Genomic DNA, 17,389 nt, shown 5'->3' with positions numbered 1-17,389 from the left:
CTCCTTTCTGGGTCTAGAACATGCACATTTCCAGGTCTTCGCCGATGATGGAGTGGAACTTGTTGTACATGGAATCCGGCTTGTTCGGCTCCCACGTCGGCTTCTCCATATCATACAGGACAACTTGCTTGCCCATGAACTGGCGTGCGGGAACGTCCGATTTCACATGGATGGCGTGTTGCGGGCAGAGGTTCTCGCACAGGCGGCACTGCACGCAGGCGCTGGCCCGGTGGGCAACGCCCCAGGTGTCGTCCTCATCTACGCGGAATAAGGCTCCTGTGGGACAGAACACGGTGCACATGCGACAGGAGGTGCACGCGTCGGTGTCGATGACGGCTGCGCCGATGACCCGCGACGACACCGTATCGGTAACGGGCTCGCCCACGTGCTTCAGATAGTTGTACAGGCGGGTTCTGCGGGTGGGGATTGCCTGATCGAGGGTGCCGGTCTTCTTGTCGACCTTCCTCAGCTGCGCGACAGCGTTTTCGCCCAGCACCGATGCCGCCTTGTCCGTTGCGACGGCAATGGTGGCCTTGCCTGCGGCGTCCTTGCCCTCGCGGAAGAAATCGCGGCGGCTGGCACCCAGGTCGTCGGTATTGAAAGACGAGGCGGGTTGAGGTTTTCCGAGGGCTACGTGACCGGGCAGCTCGTCGGTGACGGTTACGGACATGGTGCTGCCAAAGGCCTGCAGCAGCCCGCGGGCGCTTTCTGCCACCTTGCGGCACAGGGCGCCGCCCGTTGCATGGATGCAGTTCTCGCAGGAACCGCAAACCAACGTCACGTCGAAGCTGCGGTATGCCGCAGCGCCCACCAGGATGGATTCGTCGATACGGCCCAGGCAGGGTACGGCGGCGATGCGGTCGGGGTTGTAGGACAGAAGCGTGTCATGGCGATGCAGAGGGCTTTTGCCGGCGGTCTGAAGAGCGGCAAGCGCCGTTTCGCACGCGAATACCGGATGCCCCTTCGTGGCCTTGATCGAGCGCTTCAGCATGCCGGTCAGGTCATCGTCGGTGATGCTGCGGACTTCGATGGCGCTGGTGGGGCAGGCGGTGGCGCAGGTGCCGCATCCGATGCACTTCTTAGGGTGCACCTGCAGCTCGCCGTCCTCGTAGATGATGGCGCCCGACGTGCATGCCTCCACGCAACGCAGGCAGGCGGCATGGCGGTTGCGCACGGTCACGCAGCGCTCGGTGTGCACTTCGATGGCAGCTTCGTCCATGCCCGAAAGCATGGTAATCATATTTTCGACCAGCGACATGGGTACCTCCTAGGCGTCGTGCTTTTCAGGCTCGATGGATGCGTCTTTGGTCAGGAATGGGAAGGTGATGGCCGAAACCGGGCAGGCGTCGGCGCACGCCCTGCATTTGCTGCAGTCGGCCAGGGTGGTTTCGCCCCGGCTGATGTCATGCAGGTTGATGTTCTCGTGACAGGCATCCACGCACAGGTTGCAGTGGCCACCGCGGCCTTCCTGGATGCAGGTTTCGGAATCGATAACGGGCCTGAAGGTCTTGTTCAAACCGCTGAACAGGCCGTGCAACGCGCCCAAGGGGCATAGGTTACGGCACCAATTCGGCAGCACTACCACTTCGATCGCCAGCACGGCAAGCATCAAGATGATGGTCCAGGTGGTCTCGCCGAACACGAACAGGCGCATGATCAGCAGCACCAAAGCGAAGGTGATGCCTACGGGGCACACCAGGCAGAACACGGGGAACCCGAAGATGAGGGTGGAGACGACGGCGGCCGCCAGCACAGCATGGCGCGAATCGAATTTCACGCCAGAAGACTTGCCGCAGGCCTTGACCTGCGACGTGTCGATGCCGGAATTGCCCGTATCCCTTGCGGCTTGCCGGGCCTCCTTGGCAGCTTTTTTCGCCTTTCTGCTGAGCATTCGTCGCTCGGTCATGAAGTGCACGGGGCATAGCCACGAGCAGAAGACCTTGCCTAAGACGATGCACATGATGAGGACCGCCATGACGCTCATGACAGCTAGAGGAATGGCGGTGCGTTCGGAAATCATGACAAGGATGGCGCCCAAGGGGCAGATCAGAGTGATGTCGTCGAATCCTATGCCGCAGGAGTTGCCGATGCCGCCCTTGACGAAATATCCGACGGCGGCGACAGCCACAAAGGCCAACATGATGAAGAGCCTGATGCGAGCGGTATTGCGTTTATTCATAACGGTTATCCCTCCTCGATCAGCTCTTCTGGTACGACGATGATGGCGCGGTCGGTGGCGCCGGCGGTGATGGAACCGGAAGACAATGAGATGCAGGCCAGCTCGCATGCGCCGCATCCGTTGCAGGCGTCGTTGTCAACTACGGGAACATGGTCGTAGCCAAGCTCGAGAGCTTCGTACTCGCAGGCGTCGACGCACTCGTGGCAGCCCATGCCGCGGGCGGCCAGGCACCAGTCGCGGTTAAGGACTGCGATGCCGATGACGGTGGTTTCGGGATCCACGTTCTGCAGCGCGTGAGTGGGGCACACCGCGATGCAGCGGGGACCGCCGGGCTCCTCTTCGCAGAAGTCGCACCAGCCCTTCTTGAAATCCATGCGGGGGGTGCGGATGCTCAGGATGCCCTGTTCCAGATGGGCAGGGGAGATGGCCCCCTGAGGGCAGACCTCGCGGCACTTCTCGCAGTGGATGCAGGTGCTGGTGAGCCATACCTCGTCCTGGCCTCCGGGAGGACGTACCGTGGGCTGGGTGGGAAGGTATTTGGCGCCGCCCAAGCCAACCATCGCACACGTGCCCAAAGCGCCGATGGCGAAGGTGCGGCGTGAGATGCTCGGGCCGGCAGCCATCATGCACCGACCTCCTCGATGGCGGGAAGTTGCGCCGTAATGCGTTCGGGTGCATCTTCAAGCATGCCGTTCTCTTCGAGAATGGACTCGAGGAACTCCAGGTCGTTCTCCAGCCAGCCGCTGGTCAGCTTGCCCAAGCCGCGGTACAGGTCGGTCTGGGAGAACTTCGCGATGTCTTCGGCCATCATGGGGAACCAATTGGTCAGGTGGTCGGTCAAGAAATTGCGCTGCTGCAGCAGAAGCTTCAGGCAAGCGTCCGTGTCGCCGGCCTCGAGAGCCTCCAGGGAACGCTGGGCCAGAATCTGCTCGAATTCGAGCTCCAGGGCGATGTGATCTTCGCCTTCTTTCCAGCTTTCCTTCTTGCCCAGACCGGCGGCGCGGTACAGAATCAGCACCTCGTCACGGGCGTCCTGCATCATCAGGCGCTTCGGGCTGGTGTACACCGACTCGTACGGATAGGCTGCGGAGAATCCGCTGTTGCCTGATCCGATGAAGGTGCGTACATAGTCGCGGGCCAGGTCCAGCAGCACGTTGTCGGCGGTGCTGCTCAGGTACGAAGCGATGAGCCTATAGCCCTCGTCTACCTTGTCGTTGCCGGTATGGGCGGGAAAACGCATGCTCAGAAGGATATGGTACAGCTTGTCGTCCACCTCTACGCGGAACATGCGGGAGAGGAATTGGTAGGTGGCCATGCGGCCCTGCAGAATCTGGGCGAGTTCGGACGATGCGGTCATGGTGTTCTCCTTTATTTGGTGAAGATGTTGGAATTGAGAGCGGACGTACCCAGGTCGGTGGCGTACCACACGCGATTCCAGCGAACGGCGGCCACCTCCTGCAGGCGGAACAGGAAATACTCAGTGTAGCGGCGGGGCTCCTGGCACAGCTCGTCGGAATCGATCGCCTTGTTCAGCTCGGCTTTGCCGCAACCTTCTTCATTGGAGGTCATGCGCAGGATGCGTTCGTAAATGGGCAGGTAGCGGGGTTCCTTTTCAAGAAGCTCCATCACGGGGGCCATGTCGGTCATGGCTGCTACAAAAGCGAGTCCTTCGTCCGTCGCCACATATCGGCTCGGCTCCGGCGGCTGTACTTCCAGGTAATCGCCGGTCTCGTCGACGCCGGCGTGAGGGGTGACGACGGCGTCGACGTCGGCTTCGGGGTGTTCGGTATCGGTTTTGGGTGCTGCGACTGTTTCCTCGTCGGCACCCTCTTCGGCGTTCAGGCGCACCAGGCCTTCGGCCTCCACTAGCAGATCTGCGATGCGGGCCGCATCATATACGCTGGCGGATTGGGGGTATGTATCGTTCAGGCGCTCTTCGATTTCGGAGGCGGTCAAGGGCTCTTCGCAAATGCGGATGACCTCGACGATGCGCTGCTTATGGCCGGGGATGCCGGCAATCAGCTTGTCCATCTTCTCGCGGGGCGTGAGCTGCACCGGTTCGGGGACAACACTGAGCTCGGCGTCGGGAATGGGCATCTGATAGTCGTGATGCTCGATGTCCTCTTCGTCAACCAGGCCGATGTCTTCCAAGGGGTCGAAATTGTCGTCAAGTTCGAAAACTTCAATATCGCTCATGATGCGTACTCCTATCTATTAAGAAAGATGCTGGGGTTTATGCGGACCATGCGGGTGGAACCCTGCTGGTAAATGCGGCTGACGTCCATGGGCAGCCGCTCGGCGTTGGAGGCGGCGTCCGTCTCGAATAAGGAAACAGTGACGGATACCTTGCCTATGGCCATCAGGTCGTCGAAACGTTCGCGGTCACGGATGGTGGCGCGCAGTTTCTGGTCGATGGAGTGCTTGTCGTCGAGGGCGTCAAGCTGGGGCAGATAGCCGTTCACCATGCCGGTCAGGAACAGATGGTCGGCGGTCATGCCGATGCACTGGTCGAAGGGGGCCACCGCAACGCGGGCGTCGTAGGTGTTGACGGGCTGTGCGAGCACGGCCGCGAACAGGTCCTCTTTGGTTTCAGCGGCTTTGGCGACCGAGGCGGGGACGGACATGCCGTAGCTTTTGAGCACGCCCTCCAGGTCGGCGATGTCGGCGTTGCCCACGGCTTCCATCACCTGGTCAAGCTCATTGAGCTGCTGTTCGATCTTGTAGAACACGCGCGTGTTGCGCTCGTCGGCAGGTGTGGCGCGCAGCGTCTCGATGGCCTGCGATGCGGGCATGCCGTGTTCGCATGCCCACGCCATGAGCTCCAAATACGCATCGGAGCGCAGCAGCCAGTCGCCCAGGCCGATCCAGGACCGCAGCGCCGTCATATCGCTGCGGTCCTTGATCAACTTGGCCAGGGCTGCAAGCTTCAGCTCTCCGTTGGCCTGGGGGGAGCGGGGGTCGCCTTTCACTTTGCGTTCTGGCGAGATGACAGACGGTTGGATACCGCGGGCCTCCAGCTGTTTAACGATGTAGCGGGTCCAAATGCCGTTCGGCGTTGCTATCAGCATGGTTTCGGTTTCGGGGGCCTTGGCCAGCGTTTCGGCAACGGCATCGGCGACGAAGGTGAATTCGTCGAAAGGTGTTGCACATGATGTCGTGGTCGTCGGAACGGCTGGCTGCGCCATGTCCAGTTTGACGGCCTGCACTTCATCACGGTCGGCCAAATCTTGCAGGCCGTCTACGTTAGGGTAGGGTTCGTCGAGGCCGGGCGATGCGTTCGTGCATCCCATGGCCACGAATGTCTGGTCAGAGGTTTCCAGCACCAGCTTCTGCATCAGCGTGGCCAGGCGCTCGAAACCAACGATGACCGCAGGGGCGGTTTCGATGGCGTCGGGAACCGCATTCAAGCCTTCGAGTGCTTTACGGGGAAGTTCGTAAGAGAGCAGAGCCTGGCGGGATTCCAGGTTTTCTTCCAGTACGGAGAACTGACGCTGCTCTTCGCCGGTAATGAGCCAGCCTTCCGTGTCGGCAAAACCGTCGGTCAGGCTCTTGAAGAAGAACTTCGTCATTTCACGCAGTCGGTGCGCCTTCATGCCGGTGACCTTCATGTCTTCCATGAGCACGTCGACTTCGTTGGTATCAAGGATCCTGTTGCGGCGTCCGACGGCGACCTGCACACGCTCATCGGCCAGGATGAGCAAGCTCAGATTTTTGGCCGTCATCACTTCGATGGCGGCGTTGTCGGTGCGGCTGCGTACGCGCTGGGCCTCGGCTTCCGTCGAGCAGACAACGCGGACTTTCGGATGTTCCCTTGCGAAGGTTTCAGCTGCTGTAGCGGCGGTCTGCGACATGTCGATGCCGCGGGCATGCGTAATGCAGACGCTCTGCGCCAGTTCGTTTGTAAGATATGAATTGAGCTCCTCGATTGAGGAGACGGTGCACGCTTTCACGTATGGCCTCCATCCCTAAACGGATGAAGCCCTGCTTTCGAAGCCCCCCAGCTTCATAACGTGCTTACACCGCGCAATCTAATCGAATCGCACGCCTTTTGTCTAGTTGCATTCTAAAATGGAATGCAAATAATCATAGGCTTGCTGGCGCGATTCAACACCCAGCGCGCGGTAAGCGTCGGCGAGCAACATGCCGGCATCGTCGCGGGTCCCGTTGAGGGCAATGGCCACGTCATCAAGGGGCATACCCTCGACGAACAGGGCCAATGCACCTGCTTGCTGTGGCGTAAGACCGTGTTTTTCGGCGGCGATTCTGCACGCCTTGCGAAGCCGCGGATCGGGCTTGACGGCCGTGTCGATGGCGGTGGCCGTGGAGTTCGGCGTCAAGATGGCCATGTCTGCACGGGTGCGGTCGACGGCGTTGATGATGTCGATGGCTCGCAGGTACAGCAAGCGCCCCGGCTCGGTGAGCATCGAGCCTTCGCGGCTGCGAGTGATGAGCACGCAGTTGAACTCCCGTTCCAGCGCCGCCACGTGCTTGCTCAACGTGGATTGGGTGATGTGCAATGAACGGGCCGTATCGGTAAAGCTGCCGTTGCGGGCAAGCATCACGTATTCCCGCAAGTGCTCAAGCTCCATAGTTATTTACCTGCGCTTTCTTGCTCGATTTCGACCCGAATCTGCTCAACCATGTCAAGAAGGTCCTGTTTGTTGGCGGACCCCGTCTTCTGGTAGATATGGCGTACATGGGTGCTCACGGTGCCAGCTGAGATGAACAACGCCTCTTGGATGCGGGCAATGGTGCGGCCTTGCAGCAGCAGTTCAAGCACGTCGGTTTCGCGATTGGAAAGCCCGTAACGTTCCACGATTTCTTGGCATACCTGCTCGTTTCCAACGGGCGTAGGCGAGGCCGGCGTTCTAGCTCCCTCAGACGTAGTGTCCTCTGATTCCGAATTTGGGGCCTCGCTGGGCCGAATTGGGGCAGCTTGTTCGCCCAATTCCAAGTTGATCAGGTCAATCTCGGTAAACAGGTACAAATGGGAGAAGAGCAACCACATCATGGCGATGACGGTGATGGTGGCAAGCCCCAGCTTCAAGATGGTATCGCCGTACAGGTAGATGCTGAACACACCGGCCATTTCGCCGAAATACAACGTTGCCAACGCCACGCCGAAGGTCCGCGCGGGAGGGATATTGAAGGATTGGGACGCTTGCTGGGCGCAGATGGCGACCAAGATGTTGAACGTCTCGTACCCGGCAAACACCACGCCACCGGAGTGGGTGTTCGAGTCGGCCATGAACAGGGTCAACAGGCAACCGAAGCATATGACCAACATGGCTAAGCGGTAGGCATGCGACAGGGAATCCTCTTTACAGAAGACGCTGATCAGGGCGATAGCAAGCATGGCAACGGTGCCTGCAGCCAAAAGAAACACGCCGTAACCTATGTCCACGTCGAAGGTCCTGAATCCCGCAAAGGCGTCGTAGAAACCGGCAAGAGCGCCAAACGAAAATGCTCCCACCAGGCCTTTTATGAACAATACGGTGGTTTTGCCCGAACGAGGGGCGTCTGCTCCATCGGTCGGGATGCCGTCTATTTCACGCAGGCAATGCTGAAGGAGAAAAGCTGAGGCAAAGGGGCAGATCAGAATGATGGCGTTAGCCAGGGCGGTGGGGAAGAACAACAGAATCAGGCTCCCGAGAAGGGCTGCACCGCATCCCAGGGCCATTTCGGAAAGCATGCAGGAAAACCCAGCGGTTGACAGGACTTCAAGCCAGCTCAGGAGTAAAACGGCAGACCCGATGCCGGTGGCGATGCCTGCAGCACAGACCGCGACGATTGCGCTGTCGCCACGTATGAAGGCGCCCGTTGCCAGCACCAAAACGAGACCGCCGCTCATGAGCAATGCGCCGCCGGCGACAAGCGGCTTGTTGCTGCCTAAAGCTTCGCCATGTCGTACGCCTAAAGCCACAATGGCCATCGTTGCGGCAAGGGCGCACAGAGACACCGACAGGAACAGATACATGGAATAACGCATGTCCGAATACCCGGCGAAAGGGATGATGCTGTAGAAGGTCAGGTACATCCACAGTCGGTCGAGGGCAAGACCTGCGATGCGTTTCAACGACAGATCGCTGCCTGCGGTTCTGCTTTCGTGCGTGCGCCCGTTGCATTTCAAAACCGTGTCTGCCATATATTCCCCTCGTATGGTATGGCGTCGAATACCAGGATTGTACCGCAAAACATCCATTCCGAAAAGGAATCGATAAAAACCCAGTTCAAAACGTCATTATGATACTGATTCCTCCAATAATCAGAGTTTTTTATGATACGCCGAACACCCTGAATCAGCGGTTTTTGAAGATGTGCCGGCCCTTGTGCGCGGCGTAGAGTGCAGTCATCGCGTCAGCCCCCTTTTACTGCTTTCGACGCGATGGGGGAATAATTCGAACTGCATAAGAGATACAAAAAGGAGGAGGAGATTATGGGCGATCTCACAATGTCTCGACGCTCATTCGTGAAGACAGCTGCCATTACCGGCGCTGCTGTTGCAGCGTTTGGAACGTCTACGCAGTCCGCATTGGCCGATCAAACCTATCCCGAGGTTTCCGGCCAAGACACCGTAGAGGTCAAGACATGTTGCCGCGGCTGCGGCAAGATGGAATGTGGCGTCAAGGTGATTGTCCAAAACGGTCGGGCGATCCGCATCGAGGGCGACGAAGGGGCTTGGCAGTCCATGGGCAACTGCTGCACGAAGTCCCAGTCGTCCATTCAGGCTGCGTATCACCCTGACAGGCTTCATTACCCCATGAAGCGCACGAACCCCAAGGGCGAAGAGCCGGGCTGGGTGCGTATTTCCTGGGACGAGGCCATGGAAACCATTATCAAGAACTTCGCCGAGATCACGGAGAAATACGGCGCTGAATCCATTGCATGCCAGGTGGGTACGTCCCGCGTGTGGTGCATGCATTCGGAATCCATCCTGAAGAACCTGCTGGGCACGCCGAACAACATCGAAGCTTGGCAGATCTGCAAGGGTCCGCGTCATTTTGCAACCACCATGGTCAGCCAGTTCGCCCTGAGCTGGATGGAGACCATCGGCCGCCCGCGTGTCTACGTGCAGTGGGCAGGCGCTTCCGAGCTGTCCAACTACGACACATCGTGCCGCACCACCGTCGACTGCGCAAGCCGCGCCGATTATCACATCAGCGTTGACCCGCGTATGGCCAACATGGGCAAGGAAGCCGACTACTGGCAATGCCTGCGTCCTGGCACCGATGGCGCGCTGGCGCTGGCTTGGACCAACGTCATCATCGAGAACAAGCTCTACGACGAACTGTATGTCAAGAAGTGGACCAACGCACCGTTCTTGGTCTGCGAAGACTTCGACGAAGAATGGATGCTGGAGAACGGCTTCCCCACCGTCCGCACCGACGGTTCGTACTGGGATGTCAAGACCCATCTCGTCAAGGAAAGCGACATCAAAGAGGGCGGCAGCCCCTTCAAGTTCCTGGTATACGACAATAACTGGGAAGCTCTTAAAGAACAGGGCGTCGAGCATGAGTACGGCGCATTCACCTGGTTCAACGCCGACCAGGAAGCCCGCATCGACAACACCGGCGGCTTCTGGGAGGGCGAGAACTACTCCACCACAAAAGCCTATGAGGGCCATGAGGCCCAGCAACCCAACTTGCTGCCTGGCCAGACCCAGGGTTGGCTGCCCGACCTGCTGCCCTTCGACCCGGCCATCGATCCGGCTCTGGAAGGCGAATTCGAGATCACGCTCAAGGACGGCCGCACCGTCAAGGTGAAACCGGTCTGGGAGCACTACAAAGCCCGCGCTGCCGAGTACAACCCCGAGGTTGCCTCTGAGATCACCGGCATCCCCGCCGATCAGATCATCGAAGCAGCAACCGTGTACGGCACCCGCCTCGACCCCGAGAGCGGCTACGGCAACGGCGGCATCCAGTACATGCTGGCGCAGGAGCATGCATGCAACTGCGTGCAGAACAGCCGCGCGCTGGACAACCTGTGCGGCATCACCGGTAACATGGACACTCCGGGCGGCATGCGCGGCCCCACCATGGTGCCGATCGACGGCGACCTGCAGGGCTTCTCCGCATGGGCACCAGGTGCTTCCACCCCGCCCGCCGAGATCATGGAGAAGCAGATCGGCATGGAGCGCTTCCCGCTGCTGCACTGGTGGCAGTACTGGAGCGACGCATCCACCTGCTGGGATGCCGTGCTCGAGGGCGACCCCTATCCGCTGAAGGCGCTGTGGAACGAGTCCGGCAACTTCATGAGCCAGACCAACACCGCCCGTGCATGGGAGGCCCTGTGCAACCTGGAGTTTATGGTCGACTTGAACCTGTGGCATGCGCCTTCTACCGACGCCGCCGATATCATCCTGCCCGTTGCCCACTGGATTGAGCTCAACTCGCCTCGTGCCAGCCAGGGTTCCGAGGGCGCCATGGGTGCTACAGTCAAGTGCGTACAGCCTCCCGCAGAGGCCAAGTACGATCCCGAGATCGTCATGGACCTGGCTCGTCGCATGGGCGTGCCTTGGAACAACGAAGAGGGCAACGAATGGCCCGACATCGAGTGGCAGCTGGCCGACGCCATCAAACTCTTCAGCGACGAAGAATGGACCTACACCGAGTATGAGGTCAAGGACGGCGAGGTTTCCTTCGAACGCAAGGGTACGAAGCTTGAGGACCTCACGCCTAAGTACAAGACGTGGGACGAGTACGTCGAGGCCTTCCAGCGCGATGGCTGGTGGCAGGCCAAGGACGTGGACCCGAAGCAGTGGGGCACCTACCGTCGTTATCAGACCGGCGGTTTCCGCGCCCGCGACCGCGTGTGGGCCCGTCTGGACTACACCGCCGGCAACGGCATCGGCGACTGGAAGCCTGGCTTCTTCACCCCGACCATGAAGCAGGAGCTGTGGTCTACGGTCATGGAGAGCCACTTCCCCGACAAGCCCGAGTGGTTCCTGCCCAGCTGGGTTGAGCCGCCTCACGGGCCGAAGGACGGCGACCGCATCAAAGAGTACCCGCTGACCGCTACCACAGGCCGCCGCATCCCGGTGTACTTCCACTCCGAGCATCGCCAGCTTCCCTGGTGCCGCGAGCTTTGGCCCGTGCCTCGTATCGAAATCAACCCTGAGACCGCTGCCGAATACGGCATCGAGCAGGGCGACTGGGTCTGGATCGAGTCCGAGTGGGGCAAGATTCGCGAAGTTGCCGACCTGTACTACGGCGTCGACAAGGATGTTGTCAACCTGGAGCACACCTGGTGGTATCCGGAGCTGTCGCAGAACGCCGGCCACGGCATCGAACTCTCCGCGGTGAACAACCTCATCGACCATCATGCTCAGGACCCGCATGCCGGTTCTTCCAACCTGCGCGCCTACCAGGTGAAGATCTACAAGGCAACCCCTGAGAACAGCCCGTTCAACAATCCCGTTCCCTGCGGCGTCGACGGTGTGCCCATCATCCATACCTCCGACGACCCGCGTCTGAAGGAATGGCTGCCCACCTACGAAGGGAGGGAGTAACCCATGACTCGGATGTCTATCATCACCGACGTAAACCGTTGCGTTGGCTGCCTGGCCTGCTCCGTTGCGTGCAAGGCTGTAAACAACGTCCCTATCGGCAACTTCTGGAACAAGGTCGTTCGCGTGGGGCCGAATCCCATTGAGGGAGGATCCGGCCAGTATCCGGACGTGTACATGTACTTCGTGACTGTCGGCTGCCAGCACTGCGAAAACCCCGAGTGCGTGAAGGTGTGCCCCACCGAGGCGTCCCACATCGCCGAGGACGGCACGATTCAGATTGACAAGGCCAAATGCATCGGCTGCCAGTTCTGCGTCATGGCCTGCCCCTACGGCGTTCGTTACCTCAACGAGGAAGAGCGCGTCGTCGAGAAGTGCACCCTGTGCGAGCAGAAGCTCCAGCAGGGCGAGCTGCCTCAATGCGTGTCCCAGTGCGGCGGCAACGCCCGCTGGATCGGCGACTTGGACCAAGGCCTGGACAGCTTCGTGGGTTCCTACGACCCGCTGGGCGAACAGCGCAAGATGGTCGATTTCTTGGAAGATTTCTCGGAGGAAGACATCTATCACCTGCCGGACGTCGGCAACAAGCCCTCGTTTGCTTACATCCTCCGTCGTCACAAGTGGGAAGGCGGTGACAACTAATGCAAACGCAATGGCCCTTGGTCATCTTCACCCTGTTTGTTTGCGTGACCAGCGGTACGCTCGGTATGCTGTCCATCTTCGCCCTGAAGGATAAGGCCGAGAAGATCCAGATGCCCGCAGTTATTCTGGCCGCGGTTTCGCTGGTCGTCGGCGGTGTCGGGTCCTTCACACACCTGCAGCATTGGGAGCGCATCTTCAACGGCTTCGGCCACATTACTTCAGGCATTACCCAAGAGCTTATAGGCTGCGTGGTGCTGGCGGTGCTCATCGTCATCTGGTTCGTCATGATTCGCGGCCAGAAGACCAACAAGGCTCTGGCCTGGGTAACCCTTATTGCCTCAATCGCCATGGTGGCTGCTACTGCCCACTCCTATTGGATGGCCGGTCGTCCGGCTTGGGGCGTGGGTCTGGAATTCTTCTACCTAGGCAACGCCTGTCTGCTGGGCCCCGTGGTCCTGTGGGCCCTGACCGCAGTCAAGGCTGACAACCAGTGTCTGGCCGACAGCATCAACTTCACGTTCGTCGGCGGCATCATCGCTCTCGTGACCGAAGTGATCTTCATCGCCCTGGCTGCTGGTACGAAGTTTACAGATGTGGGGCATTATCTGAATCCCACGCTCATGACCACCGCTCCAACCCACATCGACAATGTTGCATCCATCGCCCTGACGGGTGCCGGCGCTCCGCTGTTCTGGCTCTCCCTGGTCTGTGCCGCCGCGACAGCCGTATGCGCCTTCATGGCGAAGAAGAACCCTGAGGCATCTAAGGCGCTGATGGCTGTGGCTCTGATTGCCGCATTCGCCACGTCGATCATGTTCCGCGTGGTCGTCTACATGGTGGGTTATCCTGTGCTCCTCGTGTATTAAACCATCCGACGCTACCCGCCTTCTGCACTCACCCCTCCCTGGTAGCGTTAGGAAAGCCGGTCCGACTCGTCGGGCCGGCTTTTTGCGTCTGTCGTTCGATCGGCATGATGGCCGTCTTTTGCAATCGCGCTTCCAGTCGAAGCGGTTTCGGCATATCAACTGCGCTTTTGCTCCTTGTGCATCCCAACAATTTGGCAACATGGATACAGTTTTTCCTGGCATTGCCGAATTCGTTCGACAGGGTGGGGTATCCTGCCATCTGTGGATACGTGTACAAGGAGGGGCCCGTGCTCGAGCTCAAAAACATTAAGAAAGATTACGTGTCGGGCGACACCACCGTCCAGGCGCTCAAGGGCGTAAGCCTGCAGTTCCGGGATTCGGAGTTTGTGGCCATCCTGGGCCAGTCCGGCTGCGGCAAGACCACGCTGCTGAACATCATCGGCGGCTTGGATCAGTACACCTCGGGCGACCTGGTCATCAACGGCACATCAACCAAGAAGTACATGGACCGCGATTGGGACTCGTACCGCAACCACAGCGTCGGCTTCGTGTTCCAGAGCTACAACCTCATCCCGCACCAGACGGTGCTGGCCAACGTCGAGTTGGCGCTCACGCTGTCGGGCGTTTCCCGCGGTGAGCGCAAGAAGCGTGCCGAACAGGCCCTGATCGACGTGGGTTTGGGCGAGCAGATGCACAAACGCCCCAACCAGCTGTCCGGCGGCCAGATGCAGCGCGTGGCCATCGCCCGTGCCCTGGTGAACGATCCCAGCATCGTGCTGGCCGACGAGCCCACCGGCGCCCTTGATACCGAAACCAGCGTGCAGGTCATGGACATCCTTCGCCAGGTGGCAAAGGACCGCCTGGTCATCATGGTCACCCACAACCCTGAGCTGGCTGAAGAATACGCCGACCGCATCGTGGTGCTGCGCGACGGCGTCATCCAAAGCGACACGGACCCCTATGAGATTTCTGAAGAGGACCGCCGCCGCATCGAAGACAACGCCCAGTTCGGCTCGGGACGCACGTCCATGAGCATGCTGACCGCCTTCTCCCTTTCCGTCAACAACCTGCTCACCAAGAAGGGCCGCACCATTCTGACGGCATTCGCCGGCTCCATCGGCATCATCGGCATCGCGCTGATTCTGTCGCTGTCCAGCGGTGCGCAGAACTACATCAACGAGCAGGAAGAAGCCGCGATGGGGCAGTATCCCATCACCATCCAGGAAACGTCGATGAACCTGGCGTCGCTGATCGTGGGCATGTCGGGCGGTTCGAATTCCGAGGAGGTGCAGCACGAGGAAGGCGTCGTGCCTTCGTTCAATTTCGTGACCGACATGGTGACCAGCATCGTGAACGATGCGGACACCAACGACATGGAATCTATCAAGTCGTGGCTGGAATCGAATCCCGACGACATTCAGGATTACGTGACGGACATCCAGTACTCGTACAAAACCCCTATCAATATATATGCAGCCGACACCGAAGACGGCTTGGTGCAGGTCAACCCCGCAACCGTCATGGATTCGCTGGGCATCAGCACCGCCGGCAGCACGCAGAGCGCCATGTTGAGCAGCATGTCCGCTGTGGGCGGCGGCTACGACGTGTGGCTTGAGATGCTCGACAACCCCGAAAGCTTCGAACGCGACTTCACGCTGGTGGAAGGGTCCATGCCCGAGGCGTGGAACGAGGTCGTCATCGTGCTTGACGAATACGGCTCCATTTCCGACTACACGCTGTATTCCCTCGGCCTGCTGGACCAGGCCGAGCTGAAAGACCTGATGACCGATGCCATCGCCGGCAAGAAGGTTAAGGAATTCGAACAGACCACCTACACCTACGACGAACTGATGGCCCTGGAATTCAAGCTGCTGCCGCAGACCGCCTACTACGAGAAGGGCGACGACGACACTTGGGTCGACCGTTCAGACGACGATGATTTCGTTATCGAACAGCTGGAAGACGCCGAGGTCATCAAGGTGGTTGGCATCGTGCAGGCTACTGAGGACAGTTCGTCCAACGCGGCCCAGACCGGCGGCATCCTGTACCGCCGCGACCTGATGGAGCACGCCATCCAGCTGGTTGAGGATTCCGAGATCGTCCAGGAGCAGAAGGCCAACGCCAACAACGACGTGTTCACGGGCTACGCGTTTCCCGATGACGACGAGGACGAACTCACCATGGAGAGCATCGACGAGATGATTGCCGAGATGCCTTCGGCCCAAGGCGATCAGGTTCGCGACTACATTGACCAGCTGCGCGACGCCGGCATGACCGACGACGAGATTGTCGATGCCTTCCAGAAACAGATGGCCGCCAACACCGCCGACGCCTCCTACGAGGGCAACCTTGAGAAGCTGGGTGTTTCCGACGTGGACAGCCCCTTCGCCATCAGCATCTATCCGCGGGACTTCAACTCCAAGGAGGTCGTGGACCAGATTATCGCCGACTACAACGACCGCATGGAGGCTTCGGGTGAAGACGACCAGGTCATCCACTACACCGACATCGTGGGCACCCTCATGTCCAGCGTTACGAGCATCGTGAACTCCATCACCTACATTCTGATTGCGTTCGTAGCAATTTCCCTGGTCGTGAGCTCGATCATGATCGGCATCATCACCTACATCAGCGTGCTTGAGCGCACCAAGGAGATCGGCATCCTGCGCTCCATCGGCGCCTCGAAGAAGGACATCTCCCGCGTGTTCAACGCCGAGACCTTCATCATCGGCCTGCTTGCCGGCCTGCTCGGCGTCGGGCTGACGGTGCTGCTGGACATACCCGTCAACATCATCATCGAGCACGTTTCCGGCGTGAAGGACATGGCGGCCGTCCCAGCCGGCGCCGGCGCTGCCCTGGTGGCGATTTCGGTGCTGCTGACCCTCATCGGCGGCATCATCCCGTCTCGCATGGCGGCTAAGAAAGATCCGGTGACCGCGCTCAGGACTGAATAGCCTGACATGGGGCTGGGCGGAATGCGCGGTGCGCAACGCCCGCCCGGCTACCGCCCCTTCGGGGCTATGCGCCGGGCTCCAATCTACGGTTTTCGAATGGCTCCGATGCATGCGCATCGGAGCTTTTTGTTTGAGGGATTGAAGCGTTGCGCACCGCGCATTCCGCCCAACTTCCAACAGCGGCTACCCCGTCGGAGCGCGCCGCGTCTTCCTCTGCTTCGAAAAGCCGTCCCGCCGGGTCGGGGCTGTTTCGCCTGGAGGGCGAAAAGCGCCCCGACCCTTCGTTTGCCCGGGTTCGGGGTTCTGCTGACTTGCCGATACTGCTATCCCTCCGGATAGAATGGGATTTCATAGTCATCAAGAACGTATGTCAACTGACCGTCGCCGATTAGGAAGCAATCAGGTATGCCTGTAAGCTGGAGAACGTCGCCGTTAATGGTGTAGAAGTTGTACCACGTCTCTACCGAATCGCTGCCGATCATGGTGCCGCCGGGCGTGAACTCCACGGTGGTCCCGTATTCCGACTCCCAGACGCCTACGACGGCGTCGCTGCCGGCGACGGCTTCCACGGGTTCAAGCAAAATGCCGATGTAAATGTCGTCTGCCGGAGTGGCGCCTCCGATGGCTAGTATGGCAAACGTAGCGCCCATATCCGTGTTTTCTCCGATGCCCAGATACTTGTTCCTATCGACTTGGTACATCCACACGCCCCTGTCGGTCACCTCTGAAAACGAGCCTTCGATGGTATGGGTGCCGTCTTCGGATTCGTAGGTCAAGGTCGTGGTGTCGCTGTCGACATGCACCGTTCCGGATTCTCGATAGGGATCCTCCATAGTGCCGCTCTCTTGGCTAGCGGTAAGATCGAAGCTGATTACAAGCGCGTAGTCGCCCTCGTAGGGGCAGTCTCCTGAGCTGGATCTGTTGCTCGAGCTTGAGCTTGGGCCTGACGAGCCGCATGCCGCAAGTCCGCAAGCCAGGGTTGCGGCCATAAGACATACAACAGCAAGACGAAATAGCGATGTGCGGCGATGCGCGAGCACGGTTTGCCTCCTTGTATCGTGCTAGCTCCAGGGGTATCCGCTAGCTGTTCCGTAACCGATGCCGATATCGTGCAAGAAATTGAACAGGATCTCAAACGGCCAATCAGGGCTCCATCCTATAAAGGTGTATCCGATGATCCAGATCACAACCGCAACGGCGATGACCGTTTTCTTGCTGTCGCCGTCCATGGCAACCTCCCATC

At 59.6% G+C, this 17,389-nt stretch carries 14 protein-coding genes; 4 read left to right on the top strand and 10 right to left on the bottom strand.

The window, feature by feature from the left end:
- Positions 1–13: 13 nt before the first annotated feature.
- From SHEL_RS13505 to SHEL_RS13470, 8 genes are all read right to left on the bottom strand, one after another.
- Positions 14–1,258 (bottom strand): 4Fe-4S binding protein, encoded by a 1,245-nt coding sequence (locus SHEL_RS13505; RefSeq protein ID WP_012799837.1) that lies wholly within the window; start codon positions 1,256–1,258, stop codon positions 14–16.
- Positions 1,259–1,267: 9 nt separating this feature from the next.
- Positions 1,268–2,179: a 4Fe-4S binding protein gene (locus tag SHEL_RS13500; RefSeq protein WP_012799836.1), complete on the bottom strand. Its 912-nt coding sequence runs from the start codon at positions 2,177–2,179 to the stop codon at positions 1,268–1,270.
- 5 nt (positions 2,180–2,184) lie between these two features.
- Positions 2,185–2,805: a 4Fe-4S dicluster domain-containing protein gene (locus SHEL_RS13495; protein ID WP_012799835.1), complete on the bottom strand. Its 621-nt coding sequence runs from the start codon at positions 2,803–2,805 to the stop codon at positions 2,185–2,187.
- Positions 2,802–3,536, bottom strand: a complete 735-nt coding sequence (locus SHEL_RS13490) for a TorD/DmsD family molecular chaperone (protein WP_012799834.1) — start codon at positions 3,534–3,536, stop codon at positions 2,802–2,804. Before SHEL_RS13490 ends, SHEL_RS13495 begins: the two co-directional genes overlap by 4 nt.
- Positions 3,537–3,547: 11 nt before the next feature.
- Positions 3,548–4,375 (bottom strand): helix-turn-helix domain-containing protein, encoded by an 828-nt coding sequence (locus tag SHEL_RS13485; protein ID WP_012799833.1) that lies wholly within the window; start codon positions 4,373–4,375, stop codon positions 3,548–3,550.
- An 11-nt stretch (positions 4,376–4,386) separates the two neighbouring features.
- A complete protein-coding gene (locus SHEL_RS13480) occupies positions 4,387–6,129 on the bottom strand; it encodes a hypothetical protein (protein WP_012799832.1) in 1,743 nt (580 codons plus the stop codon).
- Positions 6,130–6,231: 102 nt separating this feature from the next.
- Positions 6,232–6,768, bottom strand: coding sequence for a LysR family transcriptional regulator (locus SHEL_RS13475; protein WP_012799831.1), 537 nt, complete (start codon positions 6,766–6,768; stop codon positions 6,232–6,234).
- Positions 6,769–6,770: 2 nt separating this feature from the next.
- Entirely contained in the window at positions 6,771–8,324 is a 1,554-nt protein-coding gene (locus SHEL_RS13470) for a response regulator transcription factor (protein WP_012799830.1), read from the bottom strand.
- A gap of 291 nt (positions 8,325–8,615) precedes the next feature.
- Here SHEL_RS13470 and SHEL_RS13465 point away from each other — a divergent pair, with 291 nt between their 5' ends.
- The 4 genes from SHEL_RS13465 to SHEL_RS13450 all read left to right on the top strand — a co-directional run bounded on the left by SHEL_RS13465 (position 8,616) and on the right by SHEL_RS13450 (position 16,146).
- Complete coding sequence (locus SHEL_RS13465) at positions 8,616–11,687, top strand: molybdopterin-containing oxidoreductase family protein (protein WP_012799829.1); 3,072 nt, start codon at positions 8,616–8,618, stop codon at positions 11,685–11,687.
- A 3-nt stretch (positions 11,688–11,690) separates the two neighbouring features.
- Complete coding sequence (locus SHEL_RS13460) at positions 11,691–12,326, top strand: 4Fe-4S dicluster domain-containing protein (RefSeq protein WP_012799828.1); 636 nt, start codon at positions 11,691–11,693, stop codon at positions 12,324–12,326.
- Positions 12,326–13,192, top strand: a complete 867-nt coding sequence (locus SHEL_RS13455) for a DmsC/YnfH family molybdoenzyme membrane anchor subunit (RefSeq protein ID WP_012799827.1) — start codon at positions 12,326–12,328, stop codon at positions 13,190–13,192. The genes SHEL_RS13460 and SHEL_RS13455 overlap by 1 nt, the downstream gene beginning before the upstream one ends.
- A 287-nt stretch (positions 13,193–13,479) precedes the next feature.
- On the top strand, positions 13,480–16,146 hold the full coding sequence (locus tag SHEL_RS13450) for an ABC transporter ATP-binding protein/permease (protein ID WP_012799826.1): 2,667 nt from the start codon (positions 13,480–13,482) through the stop codon (positions 16,144–16,146).
- A gap of 323 nt (positions 16,147–16,469) precedes the next feature.
- On the opposite strand, the gene SHEL_RS13445 is transcribed toward SHEL_RS13450, so the two are convergent.
- Positions 16,470–17,135 carry a hypothetical protein gene (locus tag SHEL_RS13445; RefSeq protein ID WP_144298197.1) on the bottom strand — a complete coding sequence of 222 codons (666 nt, stop codon included), beginning with the start codon at positions 17,133–17,135 and terminating at the stop codon, positions 16,470–16,472.
- 72 nt (positions 17,136–17,207) lie between these two features.
- Positions 17,208–17,375 carry a hypothetical protein gene (locus tag SHEL_RS15350; RefSeq protein WP_012799824.1) on the bottom strand — a complete coding sequence of 56 codons (168 nt, stop codon included), beginning with the start codon at positions 17,373–17,375 and terminating at the stop codon, positions 17,208–17,210.
- Positions 17,376–17,389: the final 14 nt, after the last annotated feature.

Origin of the sequence: Slackia heliotrinireducens DSM 20476 (genome assembly GCF_000023885.1) — a bacterium.
Taxonomy (GTDB): domain Bacteria; phylum Actinomycetota; class Coriobacteriia; order Coriobacteriales; family Eggerthellaceae; genus Slackia; species Slackia heliotrinireducens.
Note: the sequence above shows the minus strand (reverse complement) of the source record. Positions and strands in the feature narration are given on the sequence as shown.